General features: G+C 33.3%; 15 protein-coding genes and 1 tRNA gene. 7 read left to right on the top strand and 9 right to left on the bottom strand.

Going from position 1 to position 14028, the window contains the following annotated elements; translation table 11 throughout:
* Positions 1–65: 65 nt before the first annotated feature.
* The 4 genes from PK35_RS15485 to PK35_RS15470 form a co-directional block, all read right to left on the bottom strand.
* Positions 66–410: a hypothetical protein gene (locus PK35_RS15485; RefSeq protein ID WP_044627486.1), complete on the bottom strand. Its 345-nt coding sequence runs from the start codon at positions 408–410 to the stop codon at positions 66–68.
* Between the two features lie 146 nt (positions 411–556).
* Entirely contained in the window at positions 557–958 is a 402-nt protein-coding gene (locus PK35_RS15480) for a hypothetical protein (RefSeq protein WP_131474426.1), read from the bottom strand.
* Positions 959–972: 14 nt separating this feature from the next.
* Positions 973–1752 (bottom strand): hypothetical protein, encoded by a 780-nt coding sequence (locus PK35_RS15475; protein ID WP_131474425.1) that lies wholly within the window; start codon positions 1750–1752, stop codon positions 973–975.
* Between the two features lie 7 nt (positions 1753–1759).
* Complete coding sequence (locus PK35_RS15470) at positions 1760–2101, bottom strand: hypothetical protein (RefSeq protein ID WP_044627483.1); 342 nt, start codon at positions 2099–2101, stop codon at positions 1760–1762.
* A gap of 73 nt (positions 2102–2174) precedes the next feature.
* On the opposite strand from PK35_RS15470, the gene PK35_RS15465 reads away from it, so the two are divergent.
* A complete protein-coding gene (locus PK35_RS15465) occupies positions 2175–2411 on the top strand; it encodes a helix-turn-helix domain-containing protein (RefSeq protein ID WP_044627482.1) in 237 nt (78 codons plus the stop codon).
* A gap of 145 nt (positions 2412–2556) precedes the next feature.
* Here PK35_RS15465 and PK35_RS15460 read toward each other — a convergent pair whose 3' ends face one another.
* From PK35_RS15460 to rseP, 3 genes are all read right to left on the bottom strand, one after another.
* Positions 2557–3762 carry a site-specific integrase gene (locus tag PK35_RS15460; protein ID WP_044627481.1) on the bottom strand — a complete coding sequence of 402 codons (1206 nt, stop codon included), beginning with the start codon at positions 3760–3762 and terminating at the stop codon, positions 2557–2559.
* A 192-nt stretch (positions 3763–3954) separates the two neighbouring features.
* Positions 3955–4028 (bottom strand) — tRNA-Asn (locus tag PK35_RS15455).
* Positions 4029–4127: 99 nt separating this feature from the next.
* The gene (gene rseP, locus PK35_RS15450) at positions 4128–5474 is read right to left on the bottom strand and encodes an RIP metalloprotease RseP (protein WP_044627480.1); all 1347 of its coding nucleotides are present in this window, start codon (positions 5472–5474) and stop codon (positions 4128–4130) included.
* Between the two features lie 162 nt (positions 5475–5636).
* On the opposite strand from rseP, the gene PK35_RS15445 reads away from it, so the two are divergent.
* The 5 genes from PK35_RS15445 (at position 5637) to PK35_RS15430 (ending at position 9727) form a co-directional block, all read left to right on the top strand.
* The gene (locus PK35_RS15445) at positions 5637–6311 is read left to right on the top strand and encodes an SCO family protein (protein ID WP_044627479.1); all 675 of its coding nucleotides are present in this window, start codon (positions 5637–5639) and stop codon (positions 6309–6311) included.
* A gap of 197 nt (positions 6312–6508) precedes the next feature.
* A complete protein-coding gene (locus PK35_RS15440; RefSeq protein ID WP_044627478.1) occupies positions 6509–6745 on the top strand; it encodes a FeoA family protein in 237 nt (78 codons plus the stop codon).
* Positions 6738–8840 (top strand): ferrous iron transport protein B, encoded by a 2103-nt coding sequence (gene feoB / locus PK35_RS15435; RefSeq protein ID WP_044627477.1) that lies wholly within the window; start codon positions 6738–6740, stop codon positions 8838–8840. Before PK35_RS15440 ends, feoB begins: the two co-directional genes overlap by 8 nt.
* A 27-nt stretch (positions 8841–8867) precedes the next feature.
* Positions 8868–9005 (top strand): FeoB-associated Cys-rich membrane protein, encoded by a 138-nt coding sequence (locus tag PK35_RS17455; RefSeq protein ID WP_082048606.1) that lies wholly within the window; start codon positions 8868–8870, stop codon positions 9003–9005.
* Positions 9006–9070: 65 nt separating this feature from the next.
* Positions 9071–9727, top strand: coding sequence for an NADase-type glycan-binding domain-containing protein (locus PK35_RS15430; protein ID WP_131474424.1), 657 nt, complete (start codon positions 9071–9073; stop codon positions 9725–9727).
* Positions 9728–10121: 394 nt separating this feature from the next.
* Here PK35_RS15430 and pgl read toward each other — a convergent pair whose 3' ends face one another.
* Positions 10122–10829, bottom strand: coding sequence for a 6-phosphogluconolactonase (gene pgl, locus PK35_RS15425; RefSeq protein ID WP_044627475.1), 708 nt, complete (start codon positions 10827–10829; stop codon positions 10122–10124).
* A complete protein-coding gene (gene zwf / locus PK35_RS15420) occupies positions 10810–12366 on the bottom strand; it encodes a glucose-6-phosphate dehydrogenase (RefSeq protein WP_044627474.1) in 1557 nt (518 codons plus the stop codon). Before zwf ends, pgl begins: the two co-directional genes overlap by 20 nt.
* Positions 12367–12536: 170 nt before the next feature.
* Between zwf and gndA the strand changes: the two genes are divergently transcribed.
* Positions 12537–13952, top strand: coding sequence for an NADP-dependent phosphogluconate dehydrogenase (gene gndA, locus PK35_RS15415; RefSeq protein ID WP_044627473.1), 1416 nt, complete (start codon positions 12537–12539; stop codon positions 13950–13952).
* Positions 13953–14028 lie beyond the last annotated feature (76 nt).

Genomic DNA, 14028 nt, shown 5'->3' with positions numbered 1-14028 from the left:
TTTAATATATAACCATAAAAAAAAGAGGCTATAATGCCTCTTTTTAATATTTTGTAACTAATAAATTACATAACTTCTTCTTCCTCAACTACGTTATCTTGAACTATTGGCATAGACTCATCTTGATACTCCCAACGATGCTCTAAAGTGATTATCTCTCCTGTTTCTGGCAAGGCATATTCATACGGTTCCACATCAACTTTAACAATTTTACCTGGAAATTCCTGACCTATAATTTGCTGGCAAGTCTCCTCGTCAAACGTTGTTGGTGCCGTTGCAGTTTTGGCAGTAAAGTACATTTTACCAGATTCCTTACTTTTTACTGGTGTTATACCTCCTTGTAATACTAAAACAAAAAATTCTTCACCTGTTTTAGATTCTCTTTTTTTGAAATCAATAACTTTTACCATGATTTTAAAATTTAATTAAACAATGACGGGGAGCCATTCCCCTCCGCAGATTAGGGAGGGGTGGTTTGTTAATTATTGACTGTTTACGGATATAAAAAAGTTTCAAAAAAAATTTTATAATATTTTTTGAAAAGTTGTCGCGTTATTTAATTGTCGTGAATATTATAATAGCACGAGAAAAAATCTTTAAAACCTTTTAACGATTGCTTTCCATTCGGATAAATACGCCTGTAACAAATATCTAGTTCTCCATTACTATTTTTAACTTCTGAGTAGCTCATATAGGGAATACCCTCATAATCAAAATAAATTACTTCTGTAGAAGACAGCTTACCTTCTACACTAAAACCTTTCGTTATAATAAAATGATTAAATATTTCCTCCTCGTAAGAACATGAAATTTTATCATTTATGTATTCCTTAATGATTTTTTTGTTATTCTGGTAAAACACTCTTTCATAAAACAAAGTTGGGCGTATATGTGTCTTACTATTGATTATCAACACTTGGTTTTGAAAATTGCCTTTATCGGGAAATCTTATCTGCATATTTATTTTAAAAATTAAACTGAGCATTCCAATTTTTTTTTACAAACCACTTTATATGTGTCTATAAAATATCGATATGCATTATTGTTAAAAGCTCCGTCCGTTATGTAATATTGTTTCTTACCATTAATTTCTTTACCGCACTCTTCCATATTATTCTTAACCCATACCTCTACATCTGGATATGCTATTGTAAACCAATCTACAACGCCTAAGCTCCTTTTCATTATATCTTTTGAGAAATATTTTTCAAAAGTAGGACTGGGTTGAAATTTTAAAGACTCGGTAAAATAAGGTAGTACATAATTAAGTTTTCTCCATATATCTAACCCATTAGGAAAAAGCGCAAGGTTAACCCTTTCATTATCACCATATTTAAAAAAATCAATTTTGTCAGCAATAAAAAAAGACCTTATAACAACTTCTAATTCATTTGAAATATCTAATGTTTTAAATACCGTTTCCCATATCATCTTATTTGCTGCTTCATTTGAGTCAAATGAACTAGGAATTCTATTTTTCTTTGTTTCAGAAGTATTTGCCCGTATTGGTTTTTTGGCGAGCACTTCCTTCCATAATTCTCTTTTTTCTAACTGTTTCTTAACATTATGCTTTTTAGCTTTATTCTCAAAATAATCAGAAACAAAAAGCACACCAATGATTGAAGCAAAAAACACAAGTAAAATTATTATACCTCCAAAAGCTCCAAGCTCTGCACCATCAAATATAGACACCAAAATACCTACAATAGTAAATGCCATTATTAATCCTAAAACTAATTTTAATTTATCCATACTAATTTTAATAATTATATGTGCTGTTAAGCCTTGTAAAAACATCTAAAACTTCACTATCTAAAACGATGCAATCATTTATATTAACTTCATCATTAAATTTTTTAAGCAGCAATGCCATTGCAAAAATACCAACTGCCTTACTTGACAATGAAAGCTTAATATTACTCAACATACTTTGTCTTAAATCAATTGGATTTGGGCAAATTTTCCTTAAATAACACTGATTTAGTAAACTTCTAGTATGTTTAGAATTATTGATTGTTTTTTGAATACTCCTAATTTTACGCTCTCCAAACTCTCTTAAAAAATCATTATAATATATTTCAAAAGCTGTATTGTAATCCATTGTCTTTGATTTTATTAATTGTTGACATATATGCTTACCCTATGAGCTAATTTAAAAAGTATCATTGACATAAATGTCAATAGATTCAAAAAAAATACTTACCTACCAGAAGGAATTTGGCAAACAGCTTAAGAAAATAAGATTGAGTAAAAAAATGTCTCAACTTGATTTAGCTGCAAGTTGTGATTTAGAAAAAACGAGTATTTCTAGAATCGAAAACGGAAGAACCAATACTACACTCAAAACCATGATTATAATATCGGAAGCGCTAAATGTAAATATTTACGAACTTTTTGATTTTGAGATATAACAATTGTAATATTTGAAAAAAGTTAACATCTTGACAAATTCTGTCCAAGTACATTAATCTTTTAACTAGCAGCAAAACTTTTAAATATACACCAATAGAGTTTCAACAATAATTTACTAATGAGATACGCTCGAGTTGGGAAAAATTAATCATCCCTTAATTTTTTAATTTCCAAACTAATTCTTTTTTGAACTACCTTTCCATAACTATCTTGCATTATTTTTATATTAGAATGCCCTAATAACTCACTTACTATCTCTATAGGTACATTATTATAAAGCAGAACAGTACTAGCAAATGTTCTTCGAGCCATATGGGTTGTCAAATTCTTATCTATACCAACAATGCTAGCAATTTCTTTTAAATATGAATTATAACGCTGATTACTAATTCGAGGAAAAATATCGCTCCCTTTATTCTGGTAAAAAGTTAAAATTTTTTCTGCCTTAGGTAATAGAGGTACGGATAGTTCTCTCAATGTTTTATCTCGTTTTATTTTAATCCATAAATTGTTATCAAAACCTTTAACCAAGTGTTTAGCTTTCAATTTCATCAACTCGTTATATGGTAACCCAGTATAACAACAAAAAATAAACAAATCACGAATAAAATTTAACCTTTGTTGTTTAAAGTTGTAACTTTCTAACTTTTGAAGTTCATCAGATGATAAGAAAACAACTTGTTTTGTAACATTTTTAGCTTTGTAAAGCAAAAATGGGTCTTTTTCTAGAAAATCTTCTGCTACAGCAACCCGAACTACTTTTCTAAGCCTTTGAATTTTCTTGTTTATGGTAACTTGCTTTAATGGTGGCTCATGCTGAGTTTTATAGTAGTACTCCAACTCTGTTAAAAAATTTGGCTTTAATTCTTTTAACCGAATATCATTAGTTTTATACTTCCATTTAATGTAACTTTTTACGTCATTTTTAATATATTCAAATTTATTATAGGTTACTTGCTTTATATCAATACCTACAAGTGTTTTCAGCTTATTTAAATAGTTTTCGTAAAACTCAATTAGACTATAATTTTGTGTAGCTTTTTTACCTAAATAAGCGTTATATATATCATTTACTGTAAAACTTCTTTCCTGAATTTGAAGCAATAAAAAAGCCCTATTAATTTTTGTTTTAATAAGGCTTAATTGTTGGTTGATATTATCTCTATCAGGTTCTGGCGGTTTCACCAATTGTTTTTTACTATCCCAATTTTTTGGATTTATAAATTGACCGACGGCAAAAGACTTCCTTTCTTTATTATAAGTTAATCTACAGCTAAGAGGAGCCCGATTATCTATTCTAGTTCTACTTACTGATATGACGAATAGTATGTTTAATTTATGTTTATTCATATTTTTAATTTTTAATAGAAATTGACAACTGCAACCTTTTAAATTTAGACTGCAACCTCAAGTGCAACCTTTTTTTTATAAAAAGTTGGCAATTTGTCAAAATTGATAAAATGTGGGTAATGTGCTTAATGCAGGTATAATAAGGAAAGTTTAATCCACAAAAAAAGCCCAACATTTCTGTTAGGCTTTTTGCTCCTCAGGCTGGGCTCGAACCAGCGACCCTCTGATTAACAGTCAGATGCTCTAACCAACTGAGCTACTGAGGAAGGTTGTGCTTTGTCTTAGCGAGCGCAAATATATAAGTTATTTTAATTTATACAAAACTTAAACAAAAAAATTATTTAAAAAATTTTCTATTTGCACATTTAATTAAACAGCGCCTTGTAAATATCATTTCCGTTGGCAAACAACACGAGTGCTATAAGTATAAAAAAACCAACCATTTGGGCATATTCCATAAATTTATCACCTGGTTTTCTACCTGAAATCATTTCATAAAGTAAAAACATAACATGTCCGCCATCAAGTGCTGGAATTGGTAATAGATTTAAAACGCCTAACATAATTGATAAAAAGGCTGTAATACTCCAAAACACTTGCCAGCTCCAAAACTCAGGAAATATATCGTAAATGGCTTTAAAACCACCAACACCTTTATAAGCTCCTGTACTTGGTGTAAAAATAGCTTTTAATTGATCCCAATAAGACACCATCTTTTCTTTAGCTTTATTTAAGCCTACAGGAAAGGACTCAAAGAACCCGTATTTCTTGGTTTCGAATTTATAGTAACCAAGAGTTTCTAACGTTTTTGGTGTTGAACCAGAAGCATAAACCAATCCTAATTTGCCCTCATTGTTTATTTTTAAAGGCACGTTTATTTCGGTTTCTTTACGCTTTACGGTTGCAGTCACCTCTTGACCTTTAAAAGTTTCTAAAGCCTTTTTAACTTGATCGGCATACTTAGTTTTTACATTATTTAATCCAACTACAATATCTCCTTTTTGTAACCCGCTAACTTTGTTGCTCGACGAATCTGGAACTTCTACGATAATAAAAGGTTCTCTTAAATCTATAAAATCTTTTTCTTTAGAATCTATTAACTGCGCCAAGAAATCCTCCGGCATCGTTACGGTAGATTTTACACCATCGCGCTCAATGCTAATTTCTTTTCCAAATAACACCTTTTCTGAAATCTCGGAGAAATTATTTATGGTTTTACCATCTACAGCAAGAATTTTATCTCCTGTATATAAACCAGCTTTATTCGCAACGGTATTTTCAATTAAAACCCCATCTACAACATTTTTGTTTGGTAAAAATCTATCGCCATAATAGTAACTCATACCAATGTAAATAAGTATGGCTAATAAAAAATTTACGGTAACACCACCAAGCATAATAATTAAACGTTGCCATGCAGGTTTAGAGCGAAATTCCCAAGGTTGTGGTTCTTTGGCCATTTGTTCGGTATCCATACTTTCATCTATCATTCCCGAGATTTTCACATAACCACCAAGGGGTAACCAACCAATACCGTAAACGGTTTCGCCTATTTTTTTCTTAAATAATGAGAACTTTACATCAAAAAACAAGTAAAATTTTTCTACTCGTGTTTTAAAAGCCTTTGCTGGTATAAAATGCCCTAATTCGTGAAGAACAATAAGCAAAGACAAACTCAGTAAAAACTGAGAAATTTTTATTACAAACTCCATAGTATGTTTTCTATCAATTTTTTAGAATCGCACAAAAGTACATTTTTAAACCAACTTTAAAAAGCTTAATAATTTTTGAAGTGGTATTTAACAATAATTTATAGCCCATATATATTTTTAAGCTCTAATTTTCAATGTATTTTTGTGTAAATTTCTAGATTTATGTTAACCTTTTTTAAAGACTACAAGAAGTTTGCCATTGTGTTTTTAATAATTTCGGCAGTTATTTTGGCTTTAATTTATAATACTTTAAATGTTTATCAGCCTTTAAACATTTATCAGCCTGCTATGGTAGATGAGCAATTGGTTGATAGCACCATACAACACCAACGAAAATACCACAAAATTGCCAATTTTAAGCTTATTAACCAGAATGGAGACACAATAACCCAAGAGACTTATAAGGATAAAATTTATGTAGCCGATTTCTTTTTTACCACCTGCCAAACGATTTGCCCCATTATGACCGACCATATGAGCGATATACAGAAAGAAATTATTAATGATGATGAGGTTATGCTACTATCACATACCGTAACACCAAAAATTGATTCGGTCGCGCAATTAAAACGTTACGCCAAACGAAAAGGTGTTATTGATAAAAAATGGAATTTGGTTACCGGCGATAAAAAACAAATTTATGAACTCGCCAGAAAGAGCTATTTGGCTGTAAAAGATTTTGGTGATGCAGGACCGTTTGATATGATACACACCGAAAACTTTATGCTTATTGATAAAAAACGACAAATTCGCGGGTTTTACGATGGCACGGATAAAGAAGAGATTAACCGATTACTAGACGATATAGCCATTTTAAAGGAAGAATATAAACAGTAACTGCTACTTGCATTAGGGATTGCAGCGGATAGCTTTTGGCGAGGCGCACATCGAGCCAAAACTACTAGCGGAAAGCCCGACCCTTTGGGTAATGCCCTTAAAAACCCTGTTTTATTTAGAAAACTTTAAACCTGAAACTTTTGAACCTGAAGCTTTTTTACATTATTTTTGCTTCTTTAAAATCAATCTAAATAAGTTTGCAATACACTTTAGCACATTTAAAACGTGGCGAACGCGCTGTTATTACAGATGTTTCGTCTAACCTTATTCCGTTAAAACTTTTAGAAATGGGCTGCTTACCTGGTAATACCGTAGAATTGGTACAGCTTGCACCGTTTAAAGACCCTATGTACTTAAACATAAATGGGGCGCATCTTGCTATTAGAAAAGAAACTGCAACTCTTGTATTAATTGAAAAAATAGCAGATGAGTAAACAAATTAATGTCGCTTTAATTGGTAATCCAAATACCGGTAAAACCTCAGTATTTAATGCACTTACCGGATTAAACCAAAAGGTTGGAAATTACCCTGGTATTACGGTTGAAAAAAAAGAAGGTTCTTGCAAACTTACTAACGGCACCAAAGCTCATATTATTGATTTACCTGGTACTTACAGCCTTAACGCATCGTCGTTGGATGAAAGTGTGGTTATTGAACTTCTTTTAAATAAAAACGACAAAGATTTTCCGGATGTGGCTGTTGTGGTTGCCGATGTTGAAAATTTGAAACGTAATCTACTAATCTACACCCAAATTAAAAACTTAGAAATCCCGACCATTTTAGTCATTAATATGGCCGATAGAATGGAGAAAAAAGGAATTTCGTTAGATATTAATGCGCTTGAAAAAGAGCTAAATACCAAAATAGCGCTTATCAGTACGCGTAAAAAAACGGGGATTGATAATTTAAAAGCGCTTATTGAAGACTACCAAAGCTTAAACACAGAACCCTGCTTGAATGTGAGCGACATAGATCCTGATTATTTTAAGCGTTTAAGTGATGCCTTTAAAAATCAACTGCCCTACAAGTTGTGGTTAGTGATTACTCAAGATGTTAATTTTGGCAAAATTGAGCGCGATACTTTTAATCAGGTTGAAGATTTTAAAACTAAAAGTGAAGCCGATTTAAAAAAACTACAGCAAAAGGAAACCATAAAGCGCTATCAGTTTATAAATAATGTGCTTAAAAAAGGTTTAACTGTAGATTTAAGTACTGCTACCGATTTAAGAATAAAACTCGACAGAATATTAACCCACAAAGTTTGGGGTTACGCCATATTTTTTGTGATTTTATTTTTAATGTTTCAAGCGGTTTACGAATGGGCTGGTCCGCCAACAGATTTAATTGATGAAGCCTTTGCAAGTTTAGCCGATTGGGTTAAAAACACCCTGCCCGCCGGTGCGTTTACCAACTTATTATCCGATGGTATTATTGCTGGTGTTGGTGGCGTTATGGTCTTTATTCCGCCCATTGCATTTCTATTTTTGTTTATTGCACTGCTTGAAGAAAGCGGTTATATGAGTCGCGTGGTGTTTTTAATGGACAACCTAATGAAACGTTTTGGACTAAGCGGAAAAAGTGTTGTGCCACTAATTTCTGGTAATGCCTGTGCAATTCCTGCCGTTATGGCCGCAAGAAATATTGAAAACTGGAAAGAACGCCTTATTACCATTCTAGTTACACCGTTTACTACTTGTTCGGCGCGTTTACCGGTTTACGTTATTATTATTGCTCTGGTAATTCCAGAAGGTTCGTTCTTAGGTATGAGCTATAAAGCGCTAACCTTAATGGGACTTTACATTATTGGGTTTTTAACCGCGATAGTGTCGGCGTATATTTTAAACAAAATATTAAAGATTAAAAGCAAAAGCTATTTTGTTATAGAAATGCCAAGTTACAAAGTGCCATTATTTAAAAACGTAGCGATAACCGTTTTAGAAAAAACAAAGACTTTTGTACTTGAAGCTGGTAAAATTATTCTAGCTATTTCTATTATTTTATGGTTTTTAGCTTCTTATGGTCCTGGTGAGAATTTTAATAACGCTGAAAACATTGTAAAAACGGAATATCCAAATTTAGATGAAACCGAATTAGACGATAAAGTAGCTTCGTTTAAGCTAGAATCGAGCTATATTGGCATTATTGGAAAAGCGATTGAGCCAGCTATTCGTCCGTTGGGTTACGATTGGAAAATTGGTATTGGTTTAGTAACATCGTTTGCTGCACGGGAGGTTTTTGTGGGTACCTTAGCCACTATTTACAGCGTAGGAAGCGCCAATGATAATGAAGATGAAGACACGATAAAAAGTAAAATGGCTGTCGAAACACACAACAACGGCACCAAAGTGTTTACTTTAGCATCTGGCATTTCTTTATTATTATTTTATGCGTTCGCAATGCAATGCATGAGTACTTTGGCTATTGTGAAACGTGAAACTAATAGTTGGAAGTGGCCATTAATACAATTAGGTGCAATGAGCGGATTAGCCTATATTGTAGCTTTAATAGCCTATCAATTTTTGAAATGATTTGGATGTAACTACGACTGAAGCACTATGAACTCGATAATACAAAACATGCTCGTTACCATTACCGTTGCTTTTGCTGTCGTTTTTTTAGTTAGAAAGTTTTTCTGGAAACCTAAAAAGAAAGACTCCAAAAGTTGTGGTAACCAAAATTGTGGGTGCGGTTAATACATTTTGATTACCAGAACTTTTTAAATCTTATGTCAACTTGTGGTGTATTCGAGAAAAACGATATGAAACTTAAATTAACGATATTTTTTCTAACCTTTAGTTCAATCTTGTTTTCGCAAGAATTGAAAACAATCCAAGCAGTTCAAAGAACAGATTCTGAATTTTTTGACTATGAAGATTATGAAGCACCTGACAAACCTATAGGAGAACTAATCTTTTTGAAAGGTTGCAGTTGGTATTGTGGTGGTTCTGTAAAATCGATTAACGCTTCATCTGAATTGAAAGAAAATAACGAAATAAATTACTCACCGAAAAATGCTCATGATTTTAACAAAAACACAGCTTGGATTGAGGGAAAACCTGATTTTGGGGTTGGAGAATTTATTGAATATTGTTTTGACTTTAACGAAATAAAAGGATATAAAGGTGGTTTAGGTATTAATCGAATTTTACTAGCAAACGGTTACAAAAAAAATAAACAGATTTGGGAAAACAATTCTCGAATTAAACAACTTAAAGTTTATTTAAACGATAAACCTTATGCGATTCTAGACCTTTTGGATTCATTCGAAATTCAAACAATTGACATCGGAGAAATAAAATTTCCAGCTAATAGAGAAACAAAACTGAAATTTGAGATTACGCAAGTTTACGAAGGAAAAAAACACAAAGACACTGCTATTAGTCTGCTAATGTTTGACGGAATTGGAGTGCATTAAAAAATAAAAACGACAACATAACAATGTCTAGAAATAGCTGCTTGATCTGTTTCTAATCGGAAAATCCGTTGGATTTTCCTTTGGTTTCTTTGTTAAATCGCAACCAAACCACGTAACCATCCATAGTTGCGTTAAGCGCAGTCGAAACCAAATTAAGATAAAGCTGTTTCAAAGCTATTGGATTGTAGCTACCGATTATTTCACCTCTATTCTGTCATGCTGAACTTGTTTCAGCATCTCAAATCACATCATCTAAAAATCAACTTGTTGCTATGAGACCCTGAAACGAGTTCAGGGTGACACGCCATTTTATTTTAGTTTACAGATTCTTATTTGAACAGTTCTTTATGAGTTTATGTTGAACTCATATTAATTCTTACAACAGAAACTCAGTCTACAATTTTTTGGCAGCATCTTCATCAAGAAACCAATATAAATTTCCTGAAGTTGGATTTACTAAAGCCGCTGGATAATCTTTCGCTGCTTCCGATTGATTAAAAATCTCATCAACTTTTTCGGCTTTATTAGCGCCCGTTACTAAAAATGCCACTTGTTTCGCGTTATTTATAATCTTTCCTGTAATCGATACGCGACGTTGCCCTGAATCTGGATGAATTGCAACAACACAGTTTTCACTAGCATCCCAAAGATCAATTTCATGCGGGAAAATAGAAGCTGTATGTCCATCGTCGCCCATTCCAAGAATGACTAAATCGAATTGCGGTATATCATTTTCTGTTTCTAGCGTATCGTTTAAAACTTGCGAGTAGCGCACGGCTTCGTCTGCTGGCGTATCTTCACCTAAAACTCTAAAAATATTAGCTTCAGGAATATCAATTTTAGAAATTAAATGATCGACTGTCATTTTATAATTGCTTTCGCTATCGGTTGGCGGCACACAACGCTCATCACCCCAATATAAAAGCACTTTGCTCCAATCTAAATCATTAAAATTTTCAGCTATATAATCAAAAATAACTTTTGGTGTACTGCCGCCCGAAAGCGCAATGGTTACTTTTTCATTAGTTTTTATAAGTTCCTTTAAATACAGTGCGAAGTATTTAGAAACTTCAGCTTTATCTTTATATATTTTTCTTTCCATTTTTCTTAATATTTAAAACACAATAGCTAGGTTCGTCTGCTAAATTCTTACTTGGGTTACGCCAAAAACCACGACCTTCAATTAAGTCGTCTGCATGTAAAGGTCCCCAAACACCTGCAGAATAACCATGTACTGTAGCCGATTTGCTCTCATTCCAATACTTTAAAATAGGATCAACAAAAGCCCATGCTGCTTCAACCTCATCAGCACGCGCATAAAGCGTAGCATCACCTTGCATGGCATCAAGAAGTAAACGTTCGTAAGCTTCCATTATATTGTTGCCTTCATCTAAATCGGAATAATAAAAATCCATATTAGCACGCTCTACATTAAAGCCTTGTCCTGGTACTTTTACTCCAAATTTTATTAAAATACCTTCATCTGGCTGAATACGTATTACCAATTTATTATCAGTATCAAAATCTTGATCTTTAAAAATATGGTGATGCGACGGTTTAAAATGAATCACTATTTCGGTAACCTTGGTTGGCATACGTTTAGCTGTTCGCACATAAAAAGGTACATCTTTCCAGCGCCAATTATCAATATAAAACTTAATAGCAGCAAAGGTTTCGGTAATAGAATCTGGCGCAACACCTTCTTCTTGACGATATCCTTTTACGATTTCACCATTTATTACAGCCGATGTGTATTGTCCTTTTATCGTATGATCGAATATGGTTTCATCATCCTCCATAATACGCAACGCCTTTAAAGCTTTTACCTTTTCGTTACGAATTTCTTCAGGGTCGTCGCTAATAGGCGGTTCCATAGCCACAATAGACACAATTTGCATTAAATGGTTTTGAAACATATCGCGCAGCGCTCCAGATTTGTCGTAATACCCACCGCGATTGCCCACACCAACACTTTCAGCATTTGTAATTTCTATATGGCGAATGTAATTTCGGTTCCAAAGCGGCTCAAAAATGGTATTCGAGAAACGTGTCACCAATAGGTTTTGTACCGTTTCTTTACCTAAATAATGGTCTATGCGGTAAATCTGCGATTCTCTAAAGTATTTTTGTAACCCTTTATTAAGTTCTTTTGCAGTTTCTAGACTGTAACCAAAAGGTTTTTCAACAATTAAACGTTTCCAGCCCACACCTTCAACACTTAAATCTACTGCAGCTAAATTTTTCGCAACCGTTTCGTAAATACTTGGTGGCAACGAAAAGTAAAATACAAAATTGTGGTTTATTTTAAACTCATCATTTAAAACGTGTATTTTTTCTTTAAGCGGTGTAAAATCGGTATCGTAGCCATCACCTAAATCTTTATAAAATAGTTTTTTTGCAAACTCTGCTTTAGTTGCTTCGGCATGTTCAGATTCATCCTTTAAAAATTCACTATTAAAAACCACGCGATTTCTAAAATCGTCGTCGGTTAAATCGCTTCTACTCGTTCCCAAAACCACAAAGTTTTTAGGTAAAAAGTTGCCTTTATGAAGCTCGTATAATGCTGGAATTAATTTACGTTTAGTTAAATCGCCCGATGCTCCAAAAATAATTAGCATCTGCCTGTCTATAGATTTCATAAGTATTAAATAATTTTTTGAAAGTAACGTTTTTAAGCTCCATTTTTAATGGATAACTAAATATTTTATTTTACTTTTGAATAGATATTTTCTCGGCAACTAAGATACACTATCTTTCTAAGCACATAAAGGTTTTTGCCGATTTTTACAAAACAATTTAACTACTAATTATGAGTGACAAAAAATATGATTTTGGATTAGTTGGCCTTGGCGTAATGGGGCGTAATTTTATATTAAATGTTTCCGACAACAACTTTACGGCTTTTGGGCACGATACAGACCAAGAAAAAGTAGATGCTTTAATTGAAGAAGGTGGCAATGCTCAAAAAGTAAATGCTTCAACCGATTTAAAAACCTTTGTTGATGCATTAAGCGTACCACGAAAAATCATGCTTTTAGTTCCTGCTGGAAAAATTGTAGATATTGTTATTGAAAGTTTAATTCCGCATCTTGATAAAGGCGACATTATTATTGATGGTGGAAACTCATTTTACACCGATACCGACAGACGCGATGCGTATTTAGAAGAAAAAGGTATTCACTTTTTTGGTGCAGGTGTTTCTGGTGGTGCAAAAGGCGCTAGAAAAGGCCCAAGTATTATGCCTGGTGGCGATGCTGAAGCTTATAAAGTGGTACAACCTATTTTTGAAGCTGTTTCGGCAAAATATAAAGGTGAGCCTTGTGTGGCTTACATGGGAAGAAAATCTGCTGGAAACTATGTAAAAATGGTTCACAATGGCATTGAATACGGCCTGATGCAACTAACCAGTGAAATTTACGATTTACTTAAAAAAGCTGGCGGATTAACAAACGAAGAGCTTCATAAAACCTATGCAGAATGGAACGAAGGACGCTTACAATCGTTTTTAGTTGAAATTACTGCTGATATTTTCACCGAAAAAGATGATAAAGGTGAAGGCGATTTAGTTGATAAAATTCTTGATAAAGCCAAACAAAAAGGCACTGGAAAATGGACCTCGCAAAATGCTATGGACTTAGGTATTCCTGTACCAAGCATTGATATTGCGGTAAGTATGCGTGAAATTTCAGCTTTAAAAGATGAGCGTATTATTGCTGATGAGCTTTACGGAAAACCAACGCCAGAAGCCATTGATAAAGCAGAATTAATTAAACTAGCCGAAGAAGCACTGTATTTTGCTTATATAGTTACTTATGCTCAAGGCTTGCACCAATTAACCGATGCTTCTAAAGAATATGATTACGGCTGTGACATCGCAGTTATTGCCAAAATCTGGAGAGCAGGTTGTATTATTCGCGCCGCGTTATTAGCTGATATTACTGATGCTTACAACGACAACCCAGAGCTTAAAAACTTATTATTAGCACCTGCATTTGTTGAAAAAGTAACTTCAACCGTCGATTCTGCTAGAAATTTAGTGGCTTATGCTGCAAAAAGTGGCATTCCTGTTCCGGGATTATCAAATTCGCTAACTTATTTTGATGCGTACACATCAAGCAGATTACCATTAAACCTAATACAAGCACAACGCGATTACTTTGGTTCGCACACATACGAGCGTTTAGATATGGAAGGTATTTTCCACACCGAGTGGGAAGCCGAATAAACAAATAACGCTTTTAAAAAAAACAAAACCCCTTAAACAATTGAATTTAAGGGATTTTTTATTGCCTATATTATTT

Origin of the sequence: Neotamlana nanhaiensis (assembly GCF_000943555.1) — a bacterium.
GTDB lineage: Bacteria > Bacteroidota > Bacteroidia > Flavobacteriales > Flavobacteriaceae > Neotamlana > Neotamlana nanhaiensis.
Note: the sequence above shows the minus strand (reverse complement) of the source record. Positions and strands in the feature narration are given on the sequence as shown.